We start from the raw sequence: 23,646 nt of genomic DNA, 5'->3' as shown, positions 1-23,646 counted from the left end.
CAAATAAAGGGCGGTCATCAATCGACGAGTGGCTCTTTGCGGTGGCCTATCCTACTGAGGGTAGCTGAACACCACCACTCGGAATGCGTATTTCGGGAAAATGTTGTGGTTATTACTACATTTTTCCTTGAGTGATGCCTTGAAAAAAGGTATTTGTAGCTTAACTTGATAAAAGAACAAACATCATGCCTTCGATAACCGTAGAACCCTGCACCTTTGCCCTGTTTGGCGCGTTGGGTGATCTGGCGCTGCGCAAGTTATTTCCTGCCCTCTATCAACTCGATGGCGCCGGGCTCTTGCACGACGACACGCGCATCCTGGCCCTGGCCCGTGAAGCCGGTTCCGAGCAACAGCACCTGGCGCATATTGAAACAGAACTGCGCAACTACGTCGGCAAGGAACTGGACGAGGCTATCGCCCAGCGTTTCCTGGCGCGCCTGACGTATGTTCACGTCGATTTCATGAATGCGGATGACTACGTGGTCCTGGCTGAAAAAGCCGGCACCGCGCAACGCCTGATCGCCTACTTCGCCACGCCTGCGGCGGTGTACGGGGCGATCTGCGAAAACCTGTCCAAGGTCGGCCTGGCGGACAATACCCGCGTGGTGCTGGAAAAACCCATCGGCTCGGACCTGGAATCTTCGCGCAAGGTCAACGACGCCGTCGCGCAGTTTTTTCCGGAAAACCGCACGTACCGCATCGACCATTACCTGGGCAAAGAAACCGTCCAGAACCTGATCGCCCTGCGTTTCGCCAACAGCCTGTTCGAGACCCAGTGGAACCAGAACTACATTTCCCACGTGGAAATCACCGTGGCCGAGCAGGTCGGCATCGAAGGCCGCTGGGGTTACTTCGACAAGGCCGGGCAACTGCGGGACATGATCCAGAATCACCTGCTGCAACTGCTTTGCCTGATCGCCATGGACCCGCCGGCCGACCTGTCCGCCGACAGCATCCGTGACGAGAAGGTCAAGGTGCTCAAGGCCCTGGCGCCGATCAGCCCGGATGGCCTGACCACCCAAGTGGTACGCGGCCAGTACATCGCCGGCTACAGCGCCGGCAAGCCGGTGCCGGGTTACCTGGAAGAAGAGAATTCCAACACTCAGAGCGATACCGAAACCTTCGTCGCCCTGCGTGCCGATATCCGCAACTGGCGCTGGGCCGGCGTGCCGTTCTACCTGCGCACCGGCAAGCGCATGCCGCAAAAATTGTCGCAGATCGTCATCCACTTCAAGGAACCGTCCCACTACATCTTCGCCCCCGAGCAGCGCCTGCAGATCAGCAACAAACTGATCATCCGCCTGCAACCGGACGAAGGTATTTCCTTGCGCGTGATGACCAAGGAGCAGGGCCTGGACAAGGGCATGCAACTGCGCAGCGGGCCACTGCAACTGAATTTTTCCGACACCTATCGCAGCGCACGGATTCCCGATGCCTACGAGCGGTTGTTGCTGGAAGTGATGCGCGGCAATCAGAACCTGTTTGTTCGCAAAGATGAAATCGAAGCCGCGTGGAAGTGGTGTGACCAGTTGATCGCCGGGTGGAAAAAATCCGGTGATGCGCCCAAGCCGTATGCGGCGGGTTCCTGGGGGCCGATGAGCTCCATTGCACTGATCACGCGGGATGGGAGGTCGTGGTATGGCGATATCTGAATTGAAACTGCCTCAGGGCGTCACTGCCCATGAGTACCGTTCGCCTGCGTTGCTGGCGGATGGCCTGGCCAATGACGTGGCCGAGCAACTGCGCGCGGCCATCAGTGCTCGTGGCGAAGCGACCCTGGTGGTGTCCGGTGGCCGCAGCCCCGTGGCGTTTTTCCAGAACCTGGCCAAGCAGGGCCTGGACTGGTCCAAGGTCACCATCAGCCTGGCCGACGAGCGCTGGGTGCCGGTGGAACACGCCGACAGCAATGCCGGCCTGTTGAAGAAATACCTGTTGCAAGGTCCGGCAGCCAAGGCCAAATTCCTCAGCCTGTACAGCGCCGCTGCCAATCTTGAAGACGCCGCCGAGCAGGCCGATCGCCTGCTGGCCGAACTGCCGGCTATTGATGTGCTGGTACTGGGGATGGGCGACGACGGCCACACCGCGTCGCTGTTTCCCAACAGCCCGAACCTGAGCGAGGCCCTGCAGGCCGACGGTACCCGCCGTTGCTGGCCGATGCTGGCGCCGACCGTGCCGCGCCAGCGCCTGACCATGAGTCGCGCGCTGCTGGCCACGGCGAATTACACCGTACTGTCGATCTCCGGCAGTTCGAAATTGACCACCTTGAGCGCCGCGCTGGCCAGTGACGACGTTGCTGCCATGCCGATTCGCGCGTTTTTGCAACCTACATTAGAGATTTACTGGTGCCCATGAGCCAAGGATCAGCCGCGATGAAAAGCCCTCAATCGACCGTGTCCATGGCGGATAAAGTTGCCCTGATCGACAGTCTCTGCGCCAAGGCGCGGATACTGCCAGTGATCACCATCGCCCGCGAACAGGACATCTTGCCGCTGGCCGACGCCCTGGCAGCCGGTGGTTTGACCGCGTTGGAAGTGACCCTGCGTTCCGAGTTCGGCCTCAAGGCCATTCAGGTCCTGCGCGAGCAGCGTCCGGAGTTGTGTACCGGCGCTGGCACCGTGCTCGATCGCCATATGCTCGAAGCGGCCACCGTTGCCGGCTCGCAATTTATTGTCACCCCCGGCATTACCCGCGACCTGCTTGAAGCCTCGGTACACAGCCCGATCCCGCTGCTGCCGGGTATCAGCAACGCCTCCGGGATCATGGAAGGCTATGGCCTGGGTTATCGCCGCTTCAAGCTGTTCCCGGCGGAAGTCAGCGGTGGCGTCGCAGCCATCAAAGCCCTGGGCGGCCCGTTTGGCGAAGTGAAATTCTGCCCGACCGGCGGCGTTAGCCCGGCCAATATCAAGAGCTACATGGCGTTGAAAAACGTGATGTGCGTGGGCGGTAGCTGGATGCTCGACCCCGAGTGGGTCAAGAACGGCGACTGGGCGCGTATCCAGGAAGTCACCGCTGAGGCGCTGGCACTGCTGGACTGAACTGATTTATCGAATCGTTGTTGCTGTGCTTAACGGCATTTTTTGCGGTGCACTTGGTCGGTGTGCCGCTTTTTTTTGCCTGCAGGAAAGCTGAACCCAACACACACGTCCAAATGTGGGAGGGGGCTTGCCCCCGATAGCGGTCTATCAGCCAATATTTTCGCTGACTGTCACTCTGCTATCGGGGGCAAGCCCCCTCCCACATTTTTTAGTCCGTGTTGAGTGCGGTGATGGCGTTGATCAGTACATGGATGTCTGCGGTTGATGTCCCCGCCCCAGCGTCACCCGGATGCTTTACGGTGCGCTTGGCCGGCGTGGCGTTTTTTTTGCCTGCGCAAAACCTTGAACCCAACACACATCCAAGTGTGGGAGGGGGCTTGCCCCCGATAGCGGTCTATCAGCCAATATTTTCGCTGACTGTCACTCTGCTATCGGCGGCAAGCCCCCTCCCACATTTTTAGTCCGTGCTCAGTGCGGTGATGGCGCTGGCCAGTACATCGATGTCCGCCGCGGACGTCACCAAGCCCGGCGTCACCCGGATACAGGTGCCAAACGACGCGCCCACTCGAGTGGTGGTGAACAGGTTGTAGTCCCTGAGCAGTCGGTCTGCCATCACTTGCTGATCGCGCCCGATGAACGTGAACGCCGTGATCCCGCAATACAATCGCGGGTCATCCGAGGTCAGCACTTCAATTCCCGGTAATGGCCGCACCTGGCGCACCCACAGATCCCGCAGGTAATTCATCCGTGCGCCTTTGGCCGCCGCTCCGCCCAATGCGCGGTGTTCTTCAAATACCAGTGGCAAGGTCATCAGCGCCGGGAAGTTCGGCGTGCTGTACGGCGTGCGGGCGCGCACGTCGGTGGCAGGGTAGTGGAACTCACCCATGTCCGGGTCGATGTCAGCCAGGCGTTCGGTGGCTATGTAAAGAAAGCCCAGAGTCAGCGGCGCGCCGATCCATTTGTGCAGGTTGAAGCCGGCGAATGCGATACCCAGCTCGGCGAGGTTGAACTCGATCTGGCCGAGGGCGTGGGCGCCGTCGAGGATCACATCGACAGCGTGTTCGCGCGCCGCTTTGGCAATGGCCGCGACCGGCATGACCAGGCCGGTGCGGTGGGTCACGTAGGTCAACGCCATCAGTTTCAGGCGGGGATATTGGGTGAAAGCATCGCGATAGCTTTGCAGCAAGCTGTCGAAACTGGCCGGGTGGGTATGGGAAATTTCGATCACTTCCACCCCTCTGTAGCTGGCCAACCAGCGCATGGCGCCCTTGACCGTGTCGTACTCCAAGTCGCTGATCAGCACTTGGTCGCCCGGCTGCAGGCAGTTGTAGTTGCGGATCAGCGACTGCAAGGCTTCGGTGGCGTTGCGGGTGAAGGCGACCGACTCGGGGTCGGCGTCGATCAGCTCGGCCAGTTGGCGGCGGATCTCGACGTTTTCGCCTTGCTCGAAACGCTGACGCACATGCACCGCGTTACTGCGGTTGATAAACGCGACGTGCTCAAGGTACTGCGCTTGCACCGCGCGGCTCATGCGCCCGAAGTAGCCATTTTCCAGGTTGATCGGGCCCGGCTCCAGTTCGTAGTGGTCGGCGATGGCCTGCCAGTGGGGTTCGTTGGCTGCATTCCATGGCATGGCGTGGGTTCCTAATGGCTAGGCGCGGGTTTGCCGTGCTTGGCGCGCAGCGGTTCCAGCAGTTCGGACAGGCCGTTGTGGTCGATTTCCTGCATCAATGCCAGCAACCCGCCCAGCTCGCCGTGGGGGAAACCTTCACGGGCGAACCAGTTCAGGTAGGGGCCAGGCAGGTCGGCGATGATCCGTCCCTTGTATTTGCCGAAGGGCATTTCGCGGGTGATCAGCAGTTCGAGTTTTTCGGGATTCATGACGGCTCAGGCGTTGGCATCGAGGTCTTGGAAAATACAGGCATTCTGCATGAAGGCCAAATGACAGATCATGCAAATAACGCACATACAGAACGTTCAAATATTTTTAAGATATTGAAATTAAAAGAGAAAGTCGTTTTTTAAAACCTGGCACGGCCGCTGCAATCATTCAGACAACCTTTCTCAACCGGCATAAGGAATTGAAAAATGACTGATATCAATAAAGAGTCCATCTCGGTACTGAACGACCTGATCGAAACCAGCATTGACGGTCAAAAAGGTTTTAAAGAGTGCGCTGACGACATCAAACATCCAGAACTCAAAGCGCTGTTTGCCAAGCGCTCCGCAGACTGCACAACCGCTGTGGCCGAGCTGAAAACCGCCGTGCGTGCCCTGGGTGGCGATCCGGAAAATTCCGGCAGCGTTGCCGGCGCCCTGCACCGTGGCTGGGTCGATGTGAAGTCGATGGTGACCGGTAAAGACGAAGAGGCTGTATTGAACGAAGCCGAGCGCGGTGAAGATCACGCACTCAAGGCTTACAAAGAAGCGATCGAGAAGATCAACAAGCACAACCTGCTGGGTATCCGTGACCTGGTTGAGCGTCAGTACCACGGCGTGCAACGCAATCACGATCAGGTCAAAGCCCTGCGTAACCAGGCTCGCGCTCAGTCGTGAGTCGTCGCTGAATAAAAAATCCCCGCCGATGCGGGGATTTTTTATGGGAGCTGATCAGCCGATGGTGATGGCCGGCAGCTCGGTCAACGTCACGACCAGTTGCTTGCGTGGCGCGAGGATCTCCGCCTCGCCATCCACCACCAGTTCATCGCGCTGGTTGAACACGCGGGTGGCGATACGCACGCGGAACTTCGGCAGCTTCTCGAGGATTTCCAGACGCACGGTCAGGGTGTCGCCGATTTTCACCGGCTTCTGGAAGCTCATCTGCTGGCCGATATAGATCGTGCCCGGCCCAGGCAGCTCACAGGCAACAGCCGCACTGATCAGGGCGCCGCTGAACATGCCGTGGGCAATTCGCTCCTTGAACATGGTCGCCTTGGCAAATTCGGCATCCAGGTGCAGGGGGTTGTGGTCGCCGGACATGGCGGCGAACAACTGAATATCGCGCTCTTCGACGGTCTTGCTGTAGCTGGCGGTCTGGCCGACTTCGAGGGCTTCGTAAGGGGTGTTGGTTACCTGGGTCATCTAAACGTGCATCCTGTGGCTAATCGATAATTTAATTGGCTGATTTTAAACGAAAAATTATTCGCAGCGAGCCGGCCTGCGTAAGGTCAGGGCTTGGTCGAGCCACGTCAGCACATCCGCGGTGACTTCGTCGCGGTTGGTTTCGTTGAACACTTCGTGACGCGCCTGCGGGTAGATATTCAGTTGCAGGTTCTGGCAGCCGGCCTCACGCAGGGCATGGGCCAGGCTTTTAAGACGCTTGCCTTCACTCACCGGATCACATTCGCCGCCGATCACCAGGATCGGCAAGCCCGGATCGATCTGCGCGAGATTGGACGCTTTGCTGATTTGCTGCAAGCCACCCAGCAGGTCGAACCACAGTTGGTTGGTGCAGCGGAACCCGCAGAGCGGGTCGTGGAGGTAGCGGTCGACTTCATCCGGGTCACGGCTGAGCCAGTCGAAAGCCGTGCGGTTGGGCTTGAACGCTTGGTTGAACGAGCCGAACGACAGGCACTCAATCAGCGCACTGCGGCCGCGTAAGCCCTGGCGCAGGCGTTCGGCACGGGTGATCAGCCGCGCGGCGCGGTACAGCGCCACCGGCTGGAAATTCGAACCGCTGAGAACCGCCCCATGCAGGCTGGCGCTGTGGTGCAGCAGGTAGGCCTGGGCGATATAGCTGCCCATGCTGTGGCCCAGCAAAATGATCGGCACTCCCGGCAGTTGCTGGCCGATGTGCTGGTTGAGGCTGGCCAGGTCGCCCACCACCTTGTTCCAACCGTCCTGCTCGGCGAACAGGCCCAGGGTGCCCTCGTCGGCGGTGCGGCCATGGCCACGCTGGTCCAGGGCAAACACACCGTAGCCCGCCCCGCACAACGCTTCGGCCAGGCGCACATAGCGCCCGCCGTGCTCGGCCATGCCATGGGACACCATGATCAACGCCTTCGGCGGCGCTTCCGGCAGCCATTGATTGACGTACAGGCGGCTGTGGTCGTTCGCGGTCAGCCAGAAAGTGGTGTGGTTCATGGCGCTTCCTTTGCTCAGGGTCGTTGCAGTGTATAGCTCATCCTCGGACAGCCGTCTGATCAGTACAGACCCTTGTAGGAAGATTCACGCAATTAATGACGCTCTTTCCTGTATTTGCCTGTTTGGCCATAGCTGCTAACGTCCCCGAAGCTCCGCTTTTTATAGCAGCAGAAAAGCGGCTGGGCACATTCAGGTAAGAGGACAAGAATAATGCAACCTGATTTCTGGAATGACAAACGCGCGGCGGGCGTTCCCAACGAGATCGATCTGAGCGCCTACAAGTCGGTGATCGAAGTCTTCGAGCGTTCCTGCAAGGCCTTTGCCGACCGTCCGGCGTTCAGCAGCATGGGCGTCACCCTGACCTACGCCGAGCTTGAGCGCCAGAGTGCGGCGTTCGCCGGTTACCTGCAGCAGCACACCGACCTCAAGCCGGGCGATCGCATTGCGGTGCAGATGCCCAACGTGCTGCATTACCCGATTGCCGTGTTTGGTGCGCTGCGTGCGGGGCTGATCGTGGTCAACACCAACCCGCTGTACACCCCGCGTGAGATGCGACACCAGTTCAAGGACGCCGGCATTCGTGCCCTGGTCTACCTCAACCTGTTCGGTTCACGGGTGCAGGAAGTCTGCACCGACACCGAGATCGACTACCTGATCGAAGCGAAGATGGGCGACTTCATGCCGGCAGCCAAAGGCTGGCTGGTCAACACCCTTGTCGACAAAGTGAAGAAGATGGTCCCGGCCTATCACTTGCCGCGTGCGGTGTCGTTCAAGCGCGCCTTGCGCATGGGCGCAGGGCAGGGCGTGACGCGCCACCCGGTGACCCTCGATGACATCGCCGTGCTGCAATACACCGGCGGCACCACCGGCTTGGCCAAGGGCGCGATGCTCACCCACGGCAACCTGGTGGCGAACATGCAGCAGGTGCGTGCCTGCATGTCGCAGACCGGCGAGGATGGCCACCCGCTGATCAAGGAAGGCCAGGAAGTGATGATCGCGCCGCTGCCGCTTTACCACATCTATGCATTCACCGCGAATTGCATGTGCATGATGGTCTCCGGCAACCACAACGTGTTGATCACCAACCCGCGGGACATCGCGGGTTTTATCAAGGAACTGAAAAACTGGCGCTTCACCGGCTTGCTCGGGCTCAACACGTTGTTTGTGGCGTTGATGGACCACCCCGACTTCAAGAGCCTGGACTTCTCCCATCTCAAACTCACCAACTCCGGTGGTACGGCGCTGATCAAGGCCACCGCCGAACGTTGGGAGCAGCTCACCGGCTGCGCGATTGGCGAAGGGTATGGCCTGACGGAAACGTCGCCGGTGGCCAGCACCAACCCGTATGGCAACAAGTCACGCCTGGGCACCGTGGGCATCCCTGTGCCGGGTACGGCGATGAAGGTGATCGATGACGACGGCGTCGAGTTGCCCCTGGGCGAGCGCGGCGAGTTGTGCATCAAGGGCCCGCAGGTGATGAAGGGCTACTGGCAGCAACCGGCCGCCACCGCCGAGGCACTGGACGCCGAGGGGTGGCTCAAGACCGGTGATATTGCCGTGATAGACGAGGATGGATTTATACGCATCGTGGATCGCAAGAAGGACCTGATCATCGTCTCGGGTTTCAACGTGTACCCCAACGAGATTGAAGACGTGGTGATGGCTCACCCTGCGGTGGCTAATTGCGCGGTGATCGGCGTACCGGATGAACGCACGGGGGAGGCGGTGAAGCTGTTTGTGGTGGCGCGCGCCGAAGGCGTGAGCCTTGAGGAGTTGAAGAGCTACTGCAAGACCAACTTCACGGGGTACAAAGTGCCCAAGCACATCGTGTTGCGTGAGTCGTTGCCGATGACGCCGGTGGGCAAGATCCTGCGGCGCGAGCTGCGCGACATCGCCTGATTTGAAAGGCAGTCAATAATGTGGGAGGGGGCTTGCTCCCGATGGCAGGAGATCAGTCACCAAATGTGTTGGCTGATTCACTGCCATCGGGAGCAAGTCCCCTCCCACATTTGTCTGCGTTTATCCCGTTAAGCCTTGTTCTAGAGCCATTTCTTTGCTTATAGAATTTTTGCTCTAAAAATGACTATTGGTTATTCATGAGTCATGTTTATGACTGTAGGGGCCTCTTTTGGCTCTAGTCGGCCCTTGGCAAAGCTGCTACTCTCGGCGCGCTTCGTGACCTCTCGGCCTGCTTAAACGCGCCAGACTCACCTAAAAAACACACACCAATAATAATCGCATCAAATGCGATGATGAATTCGCGTCGCTGAGGAGTGGGCTTCCATGAACGTAGACTTTTGGAAGGATAAGTACCCCGCCGGGATTGCTGCAGACATCAATCCAGACGAGTATCCAAATATTCAGGCGGTACTGAAACAGTCCTGCCAGCGCTTCGCCAACAAACCGGCTTTCAGCAACCTGGGCAAGACAATCACCTACGGTGAGTTGTATGAATTGTCCGGCGCTTTCGCTGCGTACCTGCAACAGCATACCGATTTGAAGCCTGGCGATCGAATCGCCGTGCAACTGCCCAACGTCCTGCAATACCCGGTCGCTGTGTTCGGTGCCATCCGTGCCGGCCTGATCGTGGTCAACACCAACCCGCTGTACACCGCGCGGGAAATGGAACACCAATTCAATGACTCCGGGGCGAAGGCCCTAGTCTGCCTGGCCAACATGGCGCATCTGGCTGAAAAAGTCGTGCCCAAGACCGCCGTCAAACACGTGATCGTCACCGAAGTCGCCGACCTGCTGCCGCCGCTCAAGCGCTTGCTGATCAACAGCGTCATCAAGTACGTGAAGAAAATGGTCCCGGCCTATCACTTGCCCAAGTCGATCAAGTTCAACGCCGTGCTGGCCAAGGGGCACGGCCAACCGGTCAATGACGTCAGCCCGGCCAGCAGCGACGTGGCGGTGCTGCAATACACCGGCGGCACCACCGGCGTGGCCAAGGGGGCGATGCTGACCCACCGTAACCTGGTGGCCAACATGCTGCAGTGCAAGGCGCTGATGGGCTCCAACCTCAACGAAGGCTGCGAGATACTGATCACCCCGCTGCCGCTGTACCACATCTATGCGTTCACCTTTCATTGCATGGCGATGATGCTGATCGGCAACCACAACATCCTGATCAGCAACCCGCGTGACCTGCCGGCGATGGTCAAGGAACTGTCGAAGTGGAAGTTCAGCGGCTTTGTCGGCCTGAACACGCTGTTCGTGGCGCTGTGCAATAACGAAGGTTTTCGCAAGCTGGACTTCTCTGGGCTGAAAGTCACCCTGTCAGGCGGTATGGCCCTGCAACTGGCGGCGGCCGAGCGTTGGAAAGCCGTGACCGGCTGCGACATCTGCGAAGGCTACGGCATGACCGAGACCAGCCCGGTGGCGACGGTCAACCCGATCCAGAAGATCCAGATCGGCACCATCGGCATCCCGGTGCCGTCGACCCTGTGCAAAATCATCACCGATGACGGCGTCGAGCTGGCCCTGGGTGAGGTCGGCGAGCTGTGCGTCAAAGGCCCGCAGGTGATGAAGGGCTACTGGCAGCGCGAAGATGCCACCGCCGAGATCCTCGACAGCGAAGGTTGGTTGAAGACCGGTGACATTGCGATCATCCAGCCGGACGGCTACATGCGCATTGTCGACCGCAAGAAAGACATGATTCTGGTCTCCGGTTTCAACGTTTACCCCAACGAACTGGAAGACGTGCTGGCGACCCTGCCGGGCGTGCTGCAATGCGCTGCCATCGGCGTGCCGGACGAGAAGTCCGGGGAGCACATCAAGATCTTCATCGTGGTCAAGCCAGGTGCCACCCTGACCAAGGACCAGGTGATGGAGCATATGCGCGCTAACGTCACCGGCTATAAAGTGCCCAAGGCCGTTGAATTCCGTGATCTCTTGCCGATCACCAACGTGGGTAAGATCCTGCGTCGAGAGTTGCGCGATGAAGAGCTGAAGAAGCTGGGCCTGAAAAAGTAACCCAAAAAAACCCCGCCAATGCGGGGTTTTTTAATGCCTGGATTGGAATGCAATCCAGTATGGGAGGGGGCTTGCCCCCGATAGCGGTGGATCAGTCACCAGATGTAGTGGCTGTTCACTCTGCAATCGGGAGCAAGCCCCCTCCCACATTTGAAATACAGTGCTTAGAGGACAAGCTGCACGAAGCTGACGCCCGCACCGGCTGGGCGCACATCCTTGAGGAACGAGTCCTTGTCTGCGCTCAGTTCCAGCGTGATTTCCGGCTTGCGCTTGCCGGCATTGCGCACCACCAGGCCTTCGAGCTTTTCACGCAGGAACACCGTCGGCACCTTCAAGTGCAGCAACTGGTCAGTCTCGGCGTTGTGCAGCAACAAGTGAATCCACTCGTACTGGCCCACTGCGATCCGCGCCACCGGCAGGTCGAACCACCAGATGTTGCGTTTGCGGTCCAGGTCGGTGAAGTGGCAGTTGTTGACGCCGAGTACGGCACCGCCCAGTTCCTGGTTTCTGCGGGCGATGGCCTGTGCTTTATTGAGTTTCATAACCTTCCTACGGGATCTGTTATTCAGCGTCGTAGCCTGAATGTGCCGCGCATTCTCGTGGGTTGGCCGCAAAACATAAAGCCAAACCTGCTGCCGGCGATGAAATGCGTGCGCAAAATAATTGAAACTCTGCCGAACAGCCTCGGGTCAATCTCTACGTAATGACCAAAACCCCTCGATTGTTCCAGGAGAAATACCATGAGCAGCACATCGGATAAGGTAAAAGGCGTCGCGAACGAAGCTGTCGGCAACATCAAGCAAGGTGTTGGCAAAGTGACCGGCAACGACAAGCTGCGCGCTGAAGGTGTGGTCCAGGAAAAAAAAGGTGAAGTGCAGAAAGCCGTAGGCGATACCAAGGATGCGGTGAAGAAAGCGATCAAGTGATCCTCGATCGCTGGCTGGGTTCATCCCGCCCGACGGCCATCCACGGATGGCCGTTTTTGTGTCACCTGAAGCGGTTAATCTTTCGAAATTGTTTCAAGGTCGCCAAATAGGCTACCTTGATGTAGAAAACGGCCCCTGAGTCGCCCATGAACCTGATCTTTTTGCGGCGAAAGGAGACGCTATGATTTTTCCGGTACTCGATGGTCTCAAGCTGCACAAAGTGCTGGCGCGCACGGTGACGGAGTTCGTCAACGACGAGATGTCCACCTACGCCTCGGCGCTGGCCTACCAGATGCTGTTTTCCTTGTTTCCGTTCCTGCTGTTCCTCATTGCGTTGATCGGTTTCCTGCATTTGCCGGACTTCTTCACCTGGCTGCGCCTGCAGTCGGAATTGGTGTTGCCGCCCCAGGCCCTGGAGCAGGTCAACCCGGTGATCGACCAGTTGCAGCAGTCCAAGGGCGGCCTGCTCTCGGTGGGTATCGTGATTGCCCTGTGGACCGCGTCGGCCGGTGTGCGCCTGATGATGAGCGCGATGAACGCCGCCTACGACGTGGTCGAAGGGCGGCCGATCTGGAAGCGTTTCCCGCTGTCGGTTTTCTACACCGTCGGCATCGCCGGCATGTTGCTCGCCGCCGCCGCGCTGATGGTGCTCGGCCCGCAGGTCATGGAATGGCTGGCAGGGCAGATCGGCATGCAGGAGTTCGTGGTCACACTGTGGACCATCCTGCGTTGGCCGCTGATTGTGATCCTGCTGATGTTCGCTGTGGCCCTCATGTACTACGTGATGCCTGACGTGCAGCAGAAATTCCGCTTCATCACCCCAGGCTCGGTGCTGGCGGTGGTGGTGTGGATCGTCGCGTCCCTGGGCTTTGGCTACTACGTCAAAACCTTCGCCGACTACAACGCCATGTATGGCAGCATCGGTGCGATCATTGTTTTGCTCCTGTACTTCTATATTTCCGCCGCCGTGCTGTTGCTGGGGGCGGAGATGAATGCCGTGATTGAGCACATGTCGGCCGAAGGCAAGGAGCCAGGGGAAAAGACATTTGATGAAAACACCCGCTCAGGTGAAAAAAAGCACGTCTCCGGCCTTGGCCGGGACCATTCCAAGCCCACTCCCGACGAAGTCTGATCGATGATCCATGAAATCCTGAAAATGGGCGACGAGCGCCTACTGCGTATCGCCCCGCCGGTCCCGCCGGAAATGTTCGACAGCCCCGAGCTGTGGCAATTGATCGATGACATGTTCCAGACCATGGAACACGTCGGCGGTGTCGGCCTGGCCGCACCGCAGATCGGCGTTGACCTGCAACTGGTGATCTTTGGTTTCGAGAGCAGCGAACGCTACCCGGATGCCCCGGCTGTGGCACAGACAATCCTGATCAACCCGCTGATCACACCGCTCAGTCCGATCATGGAAGAGGGCTTCGAAGGCTGTCTGTCCGTGCCCGGCCTGCGCGGCGCGGTGGACCGTTACCAGCAGATCCGCTACGAAGGCTTCGACCCCAAGGGCGAGCCGATCATACGTATTGCCGATGGTTTCCATGCGCGGGTGGTGCAGCACGAGTGCGATCACCTGATCGGCCGCTTGTACCCGTCGCGGATTAGCGACTTCAGCAAGTTCGGGTTTATCGAGGTGATGTTCCCCGACATGGACCCGAATGCCGACGACTAGCTTCCTGGCACGATACAAGCCCAATGGTGGGGTTGGTCAGCCAGCACGATTGCGACGGGGCTGTCACCCACTCTCCTGGGCGGTTACACGCCTCGTGCCAACCCCATCGCGATCATCGGCTTGTTGCGCTTGTAGCGCACCAGCCGTTCGCTGAGGGATTGGGGCAGCACCGTGTCCTGAGTAAACCCCATGCGCCCATACACACCTTCCAGGTCGGGATGGCACAGCAGCCAGACTGAACCCTCCCGATCGGCCGCCGCCTGAAGAATCAAGCGCGCCGCCAGCCCCTGGCCGCGATAGGCCGGGTCGACAAACACCCCGGTCAGCCATTGCCCGCCCACCACGGGCGTCAGGCACAAGCCGGCAACAATCTCGCGGTCCCGCGCCACCCACAGACGTCCGCCCTTGAGTGCCTTCATTGGCGAATTGTGCTGGCGGTAAAACTTGTTCAGCAGCGGCCACAGGGGCTCTGCCAGCGGTTCGAGGTGCAAGTCGGGCATGGTATTCAGGCAGGCGTTATCAAGGGTCGGGGATTATAAGCGCCTTCTGCGCGGCAATAGGTGGTATACCCAATGTTACATCCCCTGTAAGTGGAGCATGCATCATGGCCAAAGGTATGGATTCAAAGAAAGCCGCGAAGAAGAAACCGGCAAAGACCGCCGATGAAAAACGCGCGGACAAGAAAACCAAGAAATCCGAGACAGGGCTGTTCGGTCACTGAGTTAAACGTGTAGAAGCCTACGATCTGCAAGCTGTTCCCGCCTCACCGCACAGAGCAGGACACACCTGCTCTATGCTGCCGACGCCCAACTACCGTGATGGCACCCCATGCCGGGAAATCAACGTCCTGGCGCACGGTTTTACTGCGCGACCGAATAGCCCGATTGGCCGTATCGCTTAGATCGCGGCCAGGGTTTCTTTCACCGCCTGCACCTGCGGCTCTGCCGTCTTCGCGGCTACTTGCTGTTCTTGCTGTTGTTTCAGACGATCGGCCACTTGCTTGGTGATCGCATCCTGTTTTTCCTGCGGCATTGTCTGCACTTCTGCTTCGGTCAAACCCTGCTCCTTGAGCAGTTGTTCGCGAATGCGTTCGGCCGGGGTTTTGCTCATGTAATCGGTGAAGTCTGCGCGCGCGGCGCTCGTGGTAGAACCGGCTGCGGGCACATCCGTGGTCGCCGGGGTGGCGGCCGTTGAGGCCTGCAACTGTACGCGGGTCTTGGCGAAGGCTTCGTCGATGCGGTCGGCGGCCTTGTCCAGTTGGGTCTGCGCGGCGGGTACGCTCACACTTTGCTGCGCCGTTTGCAGGGCACCGCTGTACAGCGTGCTGGCGGCAGCGTTGGCGGGGTCCATGTCGGGGCGCTTGAGCTTTTCGACGGTCGACAAGGCTTGAGTGTTGTTGTTAATCAGCATGATCGGTCACCTATGCAAATGTTCGATGCGTCAGCTAGAGCAAGTAGCGTGCCGTGTGCACAGCCCCGGTTTTACGGGGGCTGGCATGGCACTCGCGGCAAACATTGTTCTGGCGCCGGCCAAACGTTGCCGTCGACAGGCACATCTTGTGCAGTACCTTCCCGGTGGCAGGGCCGTTCAGTCGTGTTTGAAGTCCTCGACGGTGAGCGACCCGCTCGTGAAGTCCATTTCCAGGTGATGGTGACGTGCCGCCGTTTTGGCCTTGAAGTGAAAGGACGCCTTCAGGACGCGGCCTTGCAGGTGCAATACGGTGAATTTTCCGCTGGTTGCCAAATAGGTGCCCTGTTCGCCTGACCTCGTGTCGTCAAATTCAAGCCTTACCTTGTGGTCTTCACTGGCCGTTGCACCAATCTCGTAGGTCTCGCCTTCCTTGATATTTTGGTCAATGCTGATTTTAAGCAGGGCGAAGTCGGTCATGATCCCGACTGTTGAATTAAAGCCCGACCCGCCATTCAAATGAGCTACAAAGTCTGTGCTAAAGGGAACCGTCCATCCGGCTATTACCCCAGAGATTGCATCGTTTTCACCCAGTACCGAACCCATGGTTGCTTCTCCATATTCAAGGGGCAATGTGTTGCACATTGCGTGTGCTTATGAATAGGCGAAGAGGAGAAACGAGGCTACTGTCAGACCTGACAGGTCCCTGCACTTTCCTGACAGACGGTCTTTCGATGTTTCGAAAAAACCTCTTGCGATTCTGCCGCAGGCACCTGTGAGCTGTGCGTTGAGTCCTTTCACGTTGCCGTCTTTGTGATCAATCATGACCGTCGAGGGCGAAGGTCTTAAAGCCGGCGTGCTGGCCGAGGTGCTGGTAATACGCCGCAACCGCCGGGTAGAGCGGGCGTTCCATGGGGGTCATCTGCCAGCGATGAACCGAGAGGCCGATGAGGATATCGGCCAGGGTGAATTCGTCGCCGGCCACATAGGCGCCGGTCTTTGCCAACTGTTGTTCCAGCAGGCCCATCTTGTCGTTCCAGGCTTGTACGCCGGCTTTGATGCGTTGTGGGTCTTGATGCTCGGGGCTGTTGCGCACCAGGGCCTGGAAGGCGTAGCCCCAGGACGGGTTGAGCTCGGTGGCTTGCCAGTCCATCCACTGTTCGACCCGGGCGCGGGGTGCGGGGTCGAGAGGCAGCAGGTCGTGGCGTTGGTAGAGGTTCACCAGGTAACGACAAATGGTGTTGGATTCCCACAGCACTCCGTGGTCGTCGATCAGCACCGGCACTTGGGCGTTGGGGTTCAGGGCAAGGAATTCGGCGGATTGGGTCGGCTTGAAGCCGATGCCCCAGTCTTCGTGCACGTAGTCGATGCCCAGTTCCTGGCAGGTCCAGAGCACTTTGCGCACGTTGATGGAAGAAGCGCGACCCAAGATTTTCAGTGAGTGTCCCATGGTGCTTCCCTGGCAGTGGAGAACAGTCAATCTAGCAGGGGGCGGGCACTACGGCGATGGCTTCAAGCGGGCAGGGTAAAAAAATGTGGGAGGGGGCTTGCTCCCGATAGCGGTGGATCAGTCACCAGATGTGGTGACTGTCACGCTGCAATCGGGAGCAAGCCCCCTCCCACATTTTTGACCGAACAGGGCTTTAGCCGCGTGGTGTGTGTTGGTCCATGGCTTTGCCCACTAGCAATACGCTGAGCTCCCTCAACTGATGAATTGCCAAGGCAACATCGCAATGCCAGTCGCGTCCTACAAACGTCCTACGTACTTTCCCGCACCTGCAACTCAAATCCCATATCCACCACCGGCTTGGCGATCTTGTTACCCGCCATGATCGTCAGCAAATGCTCCGCCGCGCGCCGACCAATGGCTTCGCGCGGGGTGCTGATGCTGCTCAGGCGCGGCACCATGAACGAGGACGCTGGCAGGTCGTTGAAGCCCAGCACGGCCACGCGCCCCGGTACTTTGATGCCATGACGCAGGGCTTCGAGCAGCGCACCCTGGGCCAGGTCGTCGTTGCCGAAGAAGATCGCATCCACATCCGGATGCGCCGCCAGCAACTGCAGGAACAATTCGCCGCCCAGGCCCACGGAGGAGGGGCGTGGCGTCAACAGTTCCAGCGCCGGGTCATACAGCCCGGCCTGTTGCAGCGCACGCCGGAAGCCTTCGCCGCGCAGCAAGGTGCGTTGGTCCAGTTGCGCGCCGATATACGCCAGGCGCTTGCGCCCCCGCGAGATCAAATGCGCTGCCGCTGTCTCACCCGCCGCCAACTGCGAAAAGCCCACACAGTTCACGCCAGCGTTGGGGTCCAGATCCATCATGTACACACACGGCACGTTACTGGCCTCGACCATCCGTCGCGCGCTTTCGGTGCGATCGAACCCGGTCAGCAGCAAACCCCGTGGCTGATAGGCCATGTAGTTGCGCAGCAAGGTCTCTTCTTCGTCGCGCGAATAGTGGGAGTTGCCGATCAGTACTTCAAAGCCCTTGGGCCGCAGCACCTGATGGATGGCTTCGAGGGTTTCGATAAACAGCAGGTTGGACAGCGACGGCACCAGCACCACCACCGAATGGCTCTGGGCCGAGGCCAGGGCGCGGGCGGCGGGGTTGACCACGTAGTTCAGTTCGGCGGCGGCCTGTTGCACTTTTTCCACCAGTTCGGTGGCAACGGTGCTGATGCCACGCAAGGCGCGGGAGGCGGTAATCGGGCTGACGCCGGCCAGGCGGGCGACTTCATTGAGGGTCGGACGACCCGTGGTGCGCGTATTTTTATCGTTCTTGGAGGTCATCAGGCGGCTTGCCAAACAAAAATCGAGGCACTAAGGTAGCGCTGTCTCCAAACGGCTGCAAATGCTAGAGCGCTGGGTTGCCTGATCCGGTTCAAATGCTTGGAGCGGATGCACGCGTCACTCCATAAAAAAAGACAAGACGGCGCGGGAAAAGCCTGTTTTTGCACTAGCCTTACAGCGTGCAAAGGTAGCGCTATCTGCGTCCTGAGGTGTTTCATGAGTCAACCTGTTACCGCCCTGGTTATCATGGGTGTTGCCGGCTGTGGCAAGACCAGCGTCAGCGAGGCCCTCTGCCGCCTGAACGGTGCCACGCCCATTGAAGGCGACAGCTTTCACCCCGCCGCGAACATCGAAAAGATGAGCGCCGGCCACCCCCTCGACGACAACGACCGCGCCGGCTGGCTCGACATCCTGTGCGATGAATTGCGCCGTTCGCTCAAGGCCGGTGAACACCCGGTGCTCACCTGTTCCGCGCTGAAAAAGAAATACCGCGACCACCTGCGCGAAGCAGCGCCGGGTCTGGGCTTTGTATTTCTGGAACTGAGCCGCGAAGTCGCCGCCGACCGCGTGTCCCATCGCCCCGGCCATTTCATGCCGGCCAGCCTGATCGACAGCCAGTTCGCCACCCTCGAATCGCCCGTCGGCGAGCCGCTGACCCTGGCCCTCAATGCCAGCGAAGACAGCGTCAAGGCGTTGGCCGAGCAAACCCATGCCTGGTGGCTCAAACACGGCTTTGAACCTACTCGTTAATTTTTTGCCGGATAAGATAGCGCTATCCCCGGCGACAAATTCAACACCGGCTTTAATAACAACAACAAACAGGAGAGACCCCCCATGTTTGGCATGTCCCACGAGTCCTACCTGCTGCTTGATGCAGTGGTCACTATCATTGGTCTGATCTTTTTGATCACCAAGTTCAAGGTTCACCCATTTATCGCGTTGATCATCGCCGCGGGCTTCCTCGGCCTGACCTCGGGCATGCCGGTGGACAAGATCATCAAGGCCTTCCAGGACGGCTTCGGCGGGGTGCTCGGCTTTGTCGGCATCATCCTCGCGCTGGGTACGATGCTCGGCAAGATGATGGCCGAATCCGGCGGTGCCGATCAGATCGCCCAGACCCTGATCCGCGCCTTCGGCAAGGAAAGGGTCCAGTGGGCAATGATGTTCGCCGCGTTCCTGGTAGGCATCCCGCTGTTCTTCGAGATCGGCTTTGTGTTGCTGATCCCGCTGGTGTTTATCGTCGCGCGCCGCACCGGTGTGTCGCTGATCAAGATCGGTATCCCGTTGCTCGCCGGCCTGTCGGCGGTCCATGGCCTGGTGCCACCGCACCCGGGGCCGCTGCTGGCCATCGGCGTGTTTGGCGCGGACATCGGCAAGACCATTCTGTACGGTCTGATCGTCGCGCTGCCGACCGCCATCATCGCCGGCCCGATCTTCGGTACGTTTATCGCCAAGTACATCCCGGGCAATCCGTCCCAGGAACTGGTCGACCAACTGGCCCGCGAGCCGGAAAACAAGACGCTGCCGAGCTTCAGCATCACCCTGATCACCGTGCTGCTGCCGGTGTTCCTGATGCTGCTCAAAACCTTTGCCGACATCGCCTTGGCCGACGGTCATGTGGTGCGCAACTGGATGGACATGATCGGCCACCCGATCAGCGCCCTGCTGCTTGCGTTGCTGCTGTCGCTGTACACCTTTGGCCATCGCCAGGGCATCCACTCCAAGCAAATCCTCAAGCTGCTCGACGCCAGCTTGGCGCCGACTGCCGCGATCATCCTGATCATCGGTGCCGGTGGTGGTTTCAAACAGATGCTGGTGACCAGCGGCGTGGGCGACGTGATCGGCCATATGGCGGTGAACGCGCAGATCAACCCGATCCTGCTGGCGTGGCTGGTGGCGGCGGTGATTCGTATTGCCACCGGTTCGGCGACGGTCGCGACCATCACTGGCGCAGGCATTGTCGTGCCGGTGGTGGGGATGATTCCGGGGGTTAACCGCGAGCTACTGGTGTTGGCGACGGGGGCGGGATCGTTGATTTTGTCTCACGTCAACGATGCGGGGTTCTGGCTGGTGAAGCAGTACTTCAACATGACTGTGGCCGAGACGTTCAAGACCTGGACGGCGATGGAGACCATTCTGTCGGTGGTGGCGCTGATCTTCATCATGTTGCTGTCGTTGGTGGTGTGACAGACACACCCTAAGGCAAGGGTGCAAACCCAATCCAAATGTGGGAGGGGGCTTGCCCCCGATAGCGGTGTTTCAGTCACCCGATACAGTGACTGACACCCTGCCATCGGGAGCAAGCCCCCTCCCACATGTTTGACCGCGTTAGACGCCGGTTTTTGGTAAGAGCCCATCCGCCCGGAACATCCCGCGAATCCCGCGCACCGCCTGGCGAATCCGGTCCTGGTTCTCGATCAGCGCAAAGCGCACGTGATCGTCGCCATATTCACCAAAGCCAACCCCCGGCGATACGCAAACCTTGGCTTCGAGCAGCAGCTTCTTGGCAAATTCCAGCGAACCCATAGCGGCATACGCCTCGGGAATCTTCGCCCAGACGTACATCGCCGCCTTGGGATTCTCCACCATCCAGCCCAGTTCATGCAGGCCCTTGACCAGCACATTGCGGCGCTGACGGTACTGCTCGGCGATGTCTTTCACGCACTGTTGGTCGCCTTCCAGTGCGGCAATCGCCGCCACTTGCAGCGGGGTGAAGGTGCCGTAGTCGTGGTAGCTCTTGATCCGCGCCAGGGCGTTGACCAGTTCCGCATTGCCCACCATGAAACCAATGCGCCAGCCGGCCATGTTGTAGCTTTTGGACAGGGTAAAGAACTCCACCGCAATGTCCTTGGCGCCCGGCACCTGCATGATCGACGGGGCTTTCCAGCCGTCGTAGACGATGTCGGCGTAGGCCAGGTCATGCACCACCAGCACGTCGTACTGCTTGGCCAGGGCGATCACCCGCTCGAAGAAATCCAGTTCCACGCACTGCGCGGTCGGGTTGGACGGGAACCCCAGGATCATCATCTTCGGCTTGGGGATCGAACCGCGAATCGCCCGTTCCAGCTCGGCGAAAAAGTCCACGCCCGGAATCAATGGCACCGAGCGCACCTGGGCGCCGGCAATCACGGCACCGTAGATATGAATCGGGTAGCTCGGGTTGGGCACCAGCACGGTGTCGCCCTGGTCCAGGGTGGCCAGCATCAAGTGCGCCAGGCCTTCCTTGGAGCCGATGGTGACGATGGCTTCCGACTCGGGGTCGATATCCACTTCATAACGGTCTTTGTACCAGCGCGAAATCGCCCGGCGCAGGCGCGGAATGCCCTTGGAGGTGGAGTAACCGTGGGTGTCTTCACGCTGGGCGACGGTGACCATTTTCTCCACGATGTGCGGTGGAGTCGGGCCGTCAGGGTTACCCATGCTCAAGTCGATGATGTCTTCGCCGCGCCGACGCGCAGCCATCTTCAGCTCGGCAGTGATATTGAAAACGTAGGGGGGGAGTCGATCTATGCGCGCAAAGCGGCGCGGCGAACCTTGGTCGGCCATTGTTGCCTCGAGAGTACGTAAGCGCCCGGAACCGTCCGAGCGACGTCGGCCACTGCGGTGGCCTGCGGGCAGACAATACGGTCGATGATGGCCAGTTGTCCAGATACGTAGGAAAAATTTCTACATGGAGCGCAGCCTGGATATACCCCTATACTCGATATGGGTTTTTCCCTCATAAGAAGGAGACTGTTCAGATGGATCAGCAGACACAACAACCGTTAGAACCGCGCATGGAAGAGGGCAAGGCCCTGGTGATCGCTGGGGTGCAGGGGCGCTATTCAAAGGCCACCGTGGGGGATATTCCGCAGTTGTGGGACGTGTTCGATAGCTGCTTCAAAGAAATCAAAAAGCGTGTAGGCGGTTTTACCTACGGGGTTTGCCATAACCCGAAGCACGATGAGTTCGACTACCTCGCCGGGGTTGAAGTGCCCGCCAAGGGCGATGTGCCGAGCAATTTCGAGTTCATCGAAATCCTGGCGCATCACTATGCGGTGTTCGCGCACTACGGCCCGGTACAGGCGTTACCGCAGACCTACGAGCGGATCATGTTCGAATGGTTGCCGCACTCCGGTTACGCAATCGCCGGCCCGGATTTTGAGCGGTACAGCGCGGATTTTGATGTAAGTAAGGGCATCGGTACTGTAGAGGTCTGGTTGCCGGTAGCGCCTGAGTAAGGGCTCCCACTGTAGGCGCGAGCAAGAACCTGGCGTCGCTCGCTCCTGCGAGGGCTGCAATCGCCAATGACGAAGGTTGTGTTCAACCGCCAAAACTCAGTTGGTAGCCCTGAGAGGATTGCCGTATGGCTTTCGCAACATCAGGTGCTAATCGGCAGTAATCGTCTTCACGTTTAAGCACGATCTCAAGCGTTTGCAGCAGTGCTTGAATACGTTCTTCAGGCTTTTCGACTTCGCAGGTTCTTGCAAACTCGAGGATGCCCAGACGTGAAGCGAAAAAGGACTTGTTGCCGACCATGTCCAATGCGAGCGTGTCGTCGGGAATGTACGCCGTGGTATTCACAATGTCGTAAGCCGGTGCTAGTCGTGTATCGGCGTTGACTGGGTCGCTGTAGAGCACGCCGAAATTCTTCAGATGCGCATCACCGTTGCCCACTATGCAACTGAGCGCCACGCTGTCGAATAATTGGTCGAGCGAGCTGCGTTGATGGGCAGGTGAACAGAAGACACGCACAGCCTTGGCCATAGCGCCGTAGCTCTTGGTGTATTTTTGCTCGGTAGACAGGCCCATCAGCGTGGTCATATCTTCGAAGCCCAGTGGGTTGAGCTGCTCGTCCCGATCAAAGCGTCGCATGATGAAGAGTTTCTGGTTCTGCGACAGGTAAAACGGTGGTGTGGGTATGCCTGCATCCCTGGCGATGGACATGCACAGGTATTCATTGATAGCCAACCCCGGAAACTCGTCGCGCCCGCTCTTGATGATCAGGTCATTGGTTTTCGAGGTGATTCTCTGCTCGGGCGTTTGAGGTTTTTCGGGCACCAGCACTTTGGGTTGTACGCCAGAAATGCCTGCTCGCAAGATGTAGCGATCCACCAGGTCAGCGAACAGATCTTCCGTGCCGTCCCAGGCGAGAATCTCCTCGAGGTTCTCGCCACTCGAAGGAGGGCTGTTACGTTGGATCAACTCGCTCACCTGATCCGAGCAGACGAACACCCGGCCAATGGGTGCGCTGCTGCCTGACAACGCAAGCAGCAACATTGGGTCGACTTTCACCGTCTTGGCGAGACGATTGCGCAATTGCTCAAGCACGTAACCTTCCGGCAGATTCATCTGGAAGATGGGGTGCAAGTCTCTACGACGATACTCATCTGCGCGAACGGGCATCGAGAGGCTTATTGCGCTTTGTGCGTTTGCTTTGTCGCTGTATCGGAACAGATAGTCGTCGGCGCTTACCCGCACGCTTCCACTCTCGCCTTGAGGGGTATGAACGCGCAGAGTGGGGCTATTCATTGAACAAGTCCTCCAGTTCCTCCAAGGTCGGCATGGTCACGGGAACCAATTTGATCTCGCTGCCCAACGCCGCAATCACACGGGCATAGGCATTCATGGAAACCGAGAGGCTGCCTTTTTCGATTTCAATAAGTTTTTGCCGGGTAATTCCCGCCAGCTTTGCCAGGTCCACCTGTTTATAGCCACGATTGAGGCGCATGGAGCGGATTTGTTTGGCGAGTCGTTGGGTGATAACTGAAATATCCAT

25 protein-coding genes and 1 pseudogene are annotated in these 23,646 nt (G+C 59.0%); 12 read left to right on the top strand and 14 right to left on the bottom strand.

All coding sequences use genetic code 11. The features are described from left to right. The first annotated feature begins 185 nt into the window (after positions 1–185). Genes zwf through ACS5Q8_RS22430 form a run of 3 tightly spaced genes read left to right on the top strand, consistent with a single transcriptional unit; the run spans position 186 to position 3,035 of the window. Positions 186–1,652 (top strand): glucose-6-phosphate dehydrogenase, encoded by a 1,467-nt coding sequence (zwf, locus tag ACS5Q8_RS22440; protein WP_247403276.1) that lies wholly within the window; start codon positions 186–188, stop codon positions 1,650–1,652. Continuing rightward, entirely contained in the window at positions 1,639–2,352 is a 714-nt protein-coding gene (gene pgl, locus ACS5Q8_RS22435) for a 6-phosphogluconolactonase (RefSeq protein WP_426102859.1), read from the top strand. Before zwf ends, pgl begins: the two co-directional genes overlap by 14 nt. Before the next feature lie 17 nt (positions 2,353–2,369). After that, entirely contained in the window at positions 2,370–3,035 is a 666-nt protein-coding gene (locus ACS5Q8_RS22430; protein ID WP_253398378.1) for a bifunctional 4-hydroxy-2-oxoglutarate aldolase/2-dehydro-3-deoxy-phosphogluconate aldolase, read from the top strand. A gap of 457 nt (positions 3,036–3,492) precedes the next feature. Here the strand turns inward: ACS5Q8_RS22430 and ACS5Q8_RS22425 are convergent, their stop codons facing one another. Continuing rightward, positions 3,493–4,668 (bottom strand): aminotransferase class V-fold PLP-dependent enzyme, encoded by a 1,176-nt coding sequence (locus ACS5Q8_RS22425; protein ID WP_276194566.1) that lies wholly within the window; start codon positions 4,666–4,668, stop codon positions 3,493–3,495. A gap of 11 nt (positions 4,669–4,679) precedes the next feature. After that, on the bottom strand, positions 4,680–4,916 hold the full coding sequence (locus tag ACS5Q8_RS22420) for a DUF3820 family protein (RefSeq protein ID WP_465159412.1): 237 nt from the start codon (positions 4,914–4,916) through the stop codon (positions 4,680–4,682). 207 nt (positions 4,917–5,123) lie between these two features. Between ACS5Q8_RS22420 and ACS5Q8_RS22415 the strand changes: the two genes are divergently transcribed. Next, positions 5,124–5,591, top strand: a complete 468-nt coding sequence (locus ACS5Q8_RS22415; RefSeq protein ID WP_247407664.1) for a ferritin-like domain-containing protein — start codon at positions 5,124–5,126, stop codon at positions 5,589–5,591. A gap of 54 nt (positions 5,592–5,645) precedes the next feature. On the opposite strand, the gene ACS5Q8_RS22410 is transcribed toward ACS5Q8_RS22415, so the two are convergent. Continuing rightward, positions 5,646–6,116 (bottom strand): MaoC family dehydratase, encoded by a 471-nt coding sequence (locus ACS5Q8_RS22410; protein WP_247407665.1) that lies wholly within the window; start codon positions 6,114–6,116, stop codon positions 5,646–5,648. A gap of 57 nt (positions 6,117–6,173) precedes the next feature. Beyond that, positions 6,174–7,118: an alpha/beta hydrolase gene (locus ACS5Q8_RS22405; RefSeq protein ID WP_276194557.1), complete on the bottom strand. Its 945-nt coding sequence runs from the start codon at positions 7,116–7,118 to the stop codon at positions 6,174–6,176. Between the two features lie 210 nt (positions 7,119–7,328). Between ACS5Q8_RS22405 and fadD2 the strand changes: the two genes are divergently transcribed. Next, positions 7,329–9,017 (top strand): long-chain-fatty-acid--CoA ligase FadD2, encoded by a 1,689-nt coding sequence (gene fadD2, locus ACS5Q8_RS22400; RefSeq protein ID WP_426103218.1) that lies wholly within the window; start codon positions 7,329–7,331, stop codon positions 9,015–9,017. Positions 9,018–9,401: 384 nt separating this feature from the next. Beyond that, positions 9,402–11,093: a long-chain-fatty-acid--CoA ligase FadD1 gene (gene fadD1 / locus ACS5Q8_RS22395; protein WP_443697794.1), complete on the top strand. Its 1,692-nt coding sequence runs from the start codon at positions 9,402–9,404 to the stop codon at positions 11,091–11,093. Positions 11,094–11,257: 164 nt separating this feature from the next. On the opposite strand, the gene ACS5Q8_RS22390 is transcribed toward fadD1, so the two are convergent. After that, the gene (locus ACS5Q8_RS22390; RefSeq protein WP_465159411.1) at positions 11,258–11,635 is read right to left on the bottom strand and encodes a hypothetical protein; all 378 of its coding nucleotides are present in this window, start codon (positions 11,633–11,635) and stop codon (positions 11,258–11,260) included. Between the two features lie 198 nt (positions 11,636–11,833). Here ACS5Q8_RS22390 and ACS5Q8_RS22385 point away from each other — a divergent pair, with 198 nt between their 5' ends. The 3 genes from ACS5Q8_RS22385 (at position 11,834) to def (ending at position 13,694) form a co-directional block, all read left to right on the top strand. Beyond that, on the top strand, positions 11,834–12,019 hold the full coding sequence (locus ACS5Q8_RS22385) for a CsbD family protein (protein WP_276194553.1): 186 nt from the start codon (positions 11,834–11,836) through the stop codon (positions 12,017–12,019). 181 nt (positions 12,020–12,200) lie between these two features. Further along, positions 12,201–13,151, top strand: a complete 951-nt coding sequence (locus ACS5Q8_RS22380) for a YihY/virulence factor BrkB family protein (RefSeq protein WP_276194552.1) — start codon at positions 12,201–12,203, stop codon at positions 13,149–13,151. Positions 13,152–13,154: 3 nt separating this feature from the next. Further along, positions 13,155–13,694, top strand: coding sequence for a peptide deformylase (gene def / locus ACS5Q8_RS22375; protein ID WP_276194551.1), 540 nt, complete (start codon positions 13,155–13,157; stop codon positions 13,692–13,694). 83 nt (positions 13,695–13,777) lie between these two features. Here the strand turns inward: def and ACS5Q8_RS22370 are convergent, their stop codons facing one another. From ACS5Q8_RS22370 to gntR, 6 genes and pseudogenes are all read right to left on the bottom strand, one after another. Beyond that, positions 13,778–14,194 carry a GNAT family N-acetyltransferase gene (locus ACS5Q8_RS22370; protein WP_426103080.1) on the bottom strand — a complete coding sequence of 139 codons (417 nt, stop codon included), beginning with the start codon at positions 14,192–14,194 and terminating at the stop codon, positions 13,778–13,780. A 397-nt stretch (positions 14,195–14,591) separates the two neighbouring features. Further along, the gene (locus ACS5Q8_RS22365; RefSeq protein WP_443693916.1) at positions 14,592–15,104 is read right to left on the bottom strand and encodes a hypothetical protein; all 513 of its coding nucleotides are present in this window, start codon (positions 15,102–15,104) and stop codon (positions 14,592–14,594) included. A 177-nt stretch (positions 15,105–15,281) separates the two neighbouring features. Beyond that, the gene (locus ACS5Q8_RS22360) at positions 15,282–15,707 is read right to left on the bottom strand and encodes a hypothetical protein (protein WP_426103084.1); all 426 of its coding nucleotides are present in this window, start codon (positions 15,705–15,707) and stop codon (positions 15,282–15,284) included. A 211-nt stretch (positions 15,708–15,918) separates the two neighbouring features. Continuing rightward, positions 15,919–16,551 (bottom strand): glutathione S-transferase family protein, encoded by a 633-nt coding sequence (locus ACS5Q8_RS22355; protein ID WP_443693915.1) that lies wholly within the window; start codon positions 16,549–16,551, stop codon positions 15,919–15,921. Positions 16,552–16,744: 193 nt separating this feature from the next. Further along, a pseudogene (locus tag ACS5Q8_RS22350) lies at positions 16,745–16,831 on the bottom strand (DUF6124 family protein); the annotation flags it as partial. Between the two features lie 28 nt (positions 16,832–16,859). Next, positions 16,860–17,891 carry an HTH-type transcriptional regulator GntR gene (gene gntR, locus ACS5Q8_RS22345; RefSeq protein ID WP_443693931.1) on the bottom strand — a complete coding sequence of 344 codons (1,032 nt, stop codon included), beginning with the start codon at positions 17,889–17,891 and terminating at the stop codon, positions 16,860–16,862. A 213-nt stretch (positions 17,892–18,104) separates the two neighbouring features. On the opposite strand from gntR, the gene ACS5Q8_RS22340 reads away from it, so the two are divergent. Both ACS5Q8_RS22340 and ACS5Q8_RS22335 read left to right on the top strand, forming a co-directional pair. Continuing rightward, positions 18,105–18,638: a gluconokinase gene (locus tag ACS5Q8_RS22340; RefSeq protein WP_276194544.1), complete on the top strand. Its 534-nt coding sequence runs from the start codon at positions 18,105–18,107 to the stop codon at positions 18,636–18,638. Between the two features lie 84 nt (positions 18,639–18,722). Next, the gene (locus tag ACS5Q8_RS22335; protein WP_247398496.1) at positions 18,723–20,075 is read left to right on the top strand and encodes a GntP family permease; all 1,353 of its coding nucleotides are present in this window, start codon (positions 18,723–18,725) and stop codon (positions 20,073–20,075) included. A gap of 141 nt (positions 20,076–20,216) precedes the next feature. On the opposite strand, the gene alaC is transcribed toward ACS5Q8_RS22335, so the two are convergent. Beyond that, positions 20,217–21,434: an alanine transaminase gene (alaC, locus tag ACS5Q8_RS22330; protein ID WP_247398499.1), complete on the bottom strand. Its 1,218-nt coding sequence runs from the start codon at positions 21,432–21,434 to the stop codon at positions 20,217–20,219. A gap of 194 nt (positions 21,435–21,628) precedes the next feature. Between alaC and ACS5Q8_RS22325 the strand changes: the two genes are divergently transcribed. Further along, positions 21,629–22,108, top strand: coding sequence for a GyrI-like domain-containing protein (locus tag ACS5Q8_RS22325; RefSeq protein ID WP_465159410.1), 480 nt, complete (start codon positions 21,629–21,631; stop codon positions 22,106–22,108). A gap of 82 nt (positions 22,109–22,190) precedes the next feature. Here ACS5Q8_RS22325 and ACS5Q8_RS22320 read toward each other — a convergent pair whose 3' ends face one another. Then, positions 22,191–23,399 (bottom strand): type II toxin-antitoxin system HipA family toxin, encoded by a 1,209-nt coding sequence (locus tag ACS5Q8_RS22320; RefSeq protein WP_426103088.1) that lies wholly within the window; start codon positions 23,397–23,399, stop codon positions 22,191–22,193. Continuing rightward, a complete protein-coding gene (locus ACS5Q8_RS22315) occupies positions 23,392–23,646 on the bottom strand; it encodes a helix-turn-helix domain-containing protein (protein ID WP_276194537.1) in 255 nt (84 codons plus the stop codon). The genes ACS5Q8_RS22320 and ACS5Q8_RS22315 overlap by 8 nt, the downstream gene beginning before the upstream one ends.

The organism is Pseudomonas sp. PAMC25584 (assembly GCF_058135675.1).
Note: the sequence above shows the minus strand (reverse complement) of the source record. Positions and strands in the feature narration are given on the sequence as shown.